The organism is Priestia sp. P5_B4 (assembly GCF_056400385.1).
Genome location: NZ_JBFULJ010000426.1, coordinates 1 through 3,250 on the forward strand (window position 1 = coordinate 1; position 3,250 = coordinate 3,250).

The following is a 3,250-nucleotide window of genomic DNA, read 5'->3' on the forward strand; positions in this document are numbered from 1 at the left end:
GTAGAAGAATTAAACAAAATCAGGCTAAATGGATTTAATAAAATGGATATTAATATAGCCGAGTTAGAGAATAGTTTAAACCGTGGTTTTAAAATGGTAGCTGAAAAGCAAATGAAGATTGAAGAAAAAAATGAAGAAGTAAAAGAATTATTGAACAAAATTGCTAAGAACCTTGGTGATGTTGAACATTAATACTCAAGATAAATAAGTGTGATAACAAGAGGAAATAATCCTGAAACATTATCTTAATAAGTTCTTAACCTGTTTTTTATGGTTTAATAAAAAGTTACTGTTACAATATAGGACATGCATCTTAGAGGGAGGCTTACATCATGAAAGACACAAAGAAAATCATTGAGGAACTTATAGACGTTCAGATTGGGTACTATAACGATAGAAAAGAAATAACAAAGTATTTAAAGGATCAACCCGTAATTTTAGCGATGCTAGAAAGCTACACGGACAGAATCAAGCATATTACAGATATTATTATTGAAGATATTTTAGAGATTCCAGATAATCCTAGGAATAATAAATATGATAGTGAAAATTGGTCTAGAAAGGCAGTAGCTTATCTCATTGAACATGTAATTGAACATGGGGGAGAATATAAGAGTTCGGCAATTGATATTATCTTAGATTGGGAAGCCATGGACGATCATTTAGATAAATTAAATAGCACGAACTGGTTTTATTCTAAAGAATTATTAGAAGAACACAGTAAAGGGTTTCCGACTTATCAAAAAAAATTAGAGGAAGAAGAGAAGGAAAAAAAGAAACGAACAAAAAAAGAAACTGCTTAAATTATCAATCCCACTTTGTGGGTTTTTTTATGTTAGTGCAGGTGCTTTTCTGCCTTTAAATTGGTTAATTATGCTATTATATTAGCTGAAGGGAAGTGGGGGTAATGGCTAATTCTAAAGCTATGGGTAAAACAATGTTTGAAGATTTTCAAGTKAAAGGTTTTTGGTGGTTACCAGAAAAGGAAGAACATGTCCCAGGTATTTTATTTTATAAACAAGACAAGATTGAATTAGAGTTAATGGGTACTTTAGAGTCTAATGAACGTATGTTTATGGAACCAACAAATCAAGATATTGTCTGGGGGAGATCGGATAAGGGAGAAGAATTCACTTTATTTAGTGCGTATTCAAACGGAGTCTCGGCTAGTTTCCCTGGATATGCAACAGAAAGCTATCAAGTAAACTCATTTCTTGTAGGAGGGCATTTTCATCAAATGAACGATATTCAGTTTAGTTACTGTTCATTTGCACCAACTTATCTTTCTACTTGGTTCAAAAGAGATGTATTTCTACAGGAAACAACTTATGATCAAACAGACCACTTTGTAAGAGATAGAAAAATAACCTATACTAGACCATCCGCGTTTAAGTATTATATACCTTCAATTAATTCACACATAGAGGAAGGACACCTTACTAAATTCAGTGGAGTTCTCCATGAAGAGATAAATTGGAGTRGTAAGAGTATCTTATATATAACTCCTGAACACTCACAAAGTATGGAATGGTTCAAGGAAAATATTTTTTCACTAAGAGAACTATTAATTTTGTTTATAGGAAGTACTGTCTATTTCGAACAGATTGAGTTTATCGGTAAAGAAGAAATTAGAGAAGGAAATTCGGAAACTTATCGCCCCCGATACAAATACTTTCAATCACAGGACAAATCAAAATTCAAGCCAGAGTTTAAAGAAAAAGATATACTAGTTAAGTTTTCACACATAGAAGAGAATTTCAATAATATATTAAATTCATGGTTTGAAAAAAGAAACACTTTAGATACAGTACGTACCCTTTATTTCACTGACTATTATATTGAGAAAGATTATCTACATAAAACTTTCTTAAATACTATACAAATCCTAGAGATTTATCATCGCCATGTTTACGAGGGTAAGCTTTTTGAAGAGGATTATTATAATCAAAATGTAGCCCAGTTAATTAATTATGCTAAAAGTTCATTGCCAGAGGATTTTKTACAAACAATTGAAAAGAAGCTAAAGCATGGGAATGAATACTCATTAAATAAGCGTTTAAAAGAGATAATTAATAGCCTTGAAAAGGATTCTAAGCTTTMCTTAATAGGTAATAGTGACAATAGAGACAGATTTATACAACAATTAGTGGATACACGCAATTATCTAACGCACTATGATAAAAGTGAAAAGAAAAAATTATTAGAAACAACCCTTGAAAAGTTTTATGCTATTCAAAGGTTAAAAGCAATAGCTACTCTAATTATAGTTAAAGAATTAGGAGTAAAAGAAAGTCTAATGCTAGAGGTATTAGAAAATAATTCAAGATATAAATTTGTATTAAACAAAGCAAAAGAATTTTTGAATAAAAAACCAAAAGTAAATCAATAAAGTATTTTAATTAAAAAAGCACCTCGATGTATTAAGGTGCTTTTCTTTAGTAGACTTCACTTAAGGTGAATATTTTTATTTATGGTTTTTATAGTTCGCTTTCTAGATAATTTTTTAAGATGGTCCTCATACGATTGGAAGGGAGGTAAAGATTAATGCCTTTCTCTTCACGTATTCTGCTTCTCCAAATCCATTGAATTAGTTCGGACAATGCAAATAAGTCCTGATTGACTTTAATGCCATGTGATTTAAAAAATTTATATTTGTAAGGATGCATGAAGCGATTTATTACGTAGGCTAGAGAAATTTTATTTTTAAATTCATTAGTAGCACGAGAATTATGTGAAACAAAACCTTTTGTATAACCTTTTCCCTTTAAATTAGTTTTGTGTGCTTTGAAGCTTGTCCACATATTGTCTTTTGTCAGTGTAACTGCATGTGTTCTAAAGTATGAATACAGGTTCTTTTTCATTTTCTCTACCAGCTTTTTATTCTTTTCCTTCTCATACCACGAAACAGACAACGCAAATGGTTCTGTACCTATATCATTTAATTTTCCTTCATAGATATTAATCAAGGATTTAATTAGTTCTTTGTTGTAAGGTTCCTTGTCTGCATGATCTACCAGTACATATTTATCATTTATCTTCTGAACAGCTTTATATGAGTAATTTAGGTTATGCATATCATAGTAGTATTTCTGTTCTTGTGCCTCAAAAAGGTACGTTAAGATATAAATTTCTTTAAAAGCTTGAAATACAGCAACAGGGAATGACCAAAAGAGAACAGTATTTTCGAAATAGATGAGGTTCTCACTTTTTGAAAGAACTTTTATCTCATTGTATTTGGTGTTTTGATAGC

At 30.6% G+C, this 3,250-nt stretch carries 3 protein-coding genes and 1 pseudogene; 3 read left to right on the top strand and 1 reads right to left on the bottom strand.

The features are described 5' to 3' along the window. The 3 genes from AC1DRF_RS20690 to AC1DRF_RS20700 all read left to right on the top strand — a co-directional run. Nucleotides 1–192 (top strand): hypothetical protein (locus AC1DRF_RS20690; RefSeq protein WP_477741564.1); only part of this gene is annotated, 192 nt, incomplete at its 5' end. 140 nt (nt 193–332) lie between these two features. After that, entirely contained in the window at nt 333–803 is a 471-nt protein-coding gene (locus AC1DRF_RS20695) for a hypothetical protein (protein WP_098621634.1), read from the top strand. Nucleotides 804–907: 104 nt separating this feature from the next. Then, nucleotides 908–2,389, top strand: a complete 1,482-nt coding sequence (locus AC1DRF_RS20700) for an ApeA N-terminal domain 1-containing protein (protein WP_477741565.1) — start codon at nt 908–910, stop codon at nt 2,387–2,389. 88 nt (nt 2,390–2,477) lie between these two features. Here the strand turns inward: AC1DRF_RS20700 and AC1DRF_RS20705 are convergent. Beyond that, nucleotides 2,478–3,250 (bottom strand): annotated as a pseudogene (locus tag AC1DRF_RS20705) (hypothetical protein); the annotation flags it as partial.

What these genes read in the sequence shown, in the direction of transcription:
- AC1DRF_RS20695 (WP_098621634.1), top strand. Translation starts at nt 333, where the DNA reads ATGAAAGACACAAAGAAAATCATTGAGGAACTTATAGACGTTCAGATT.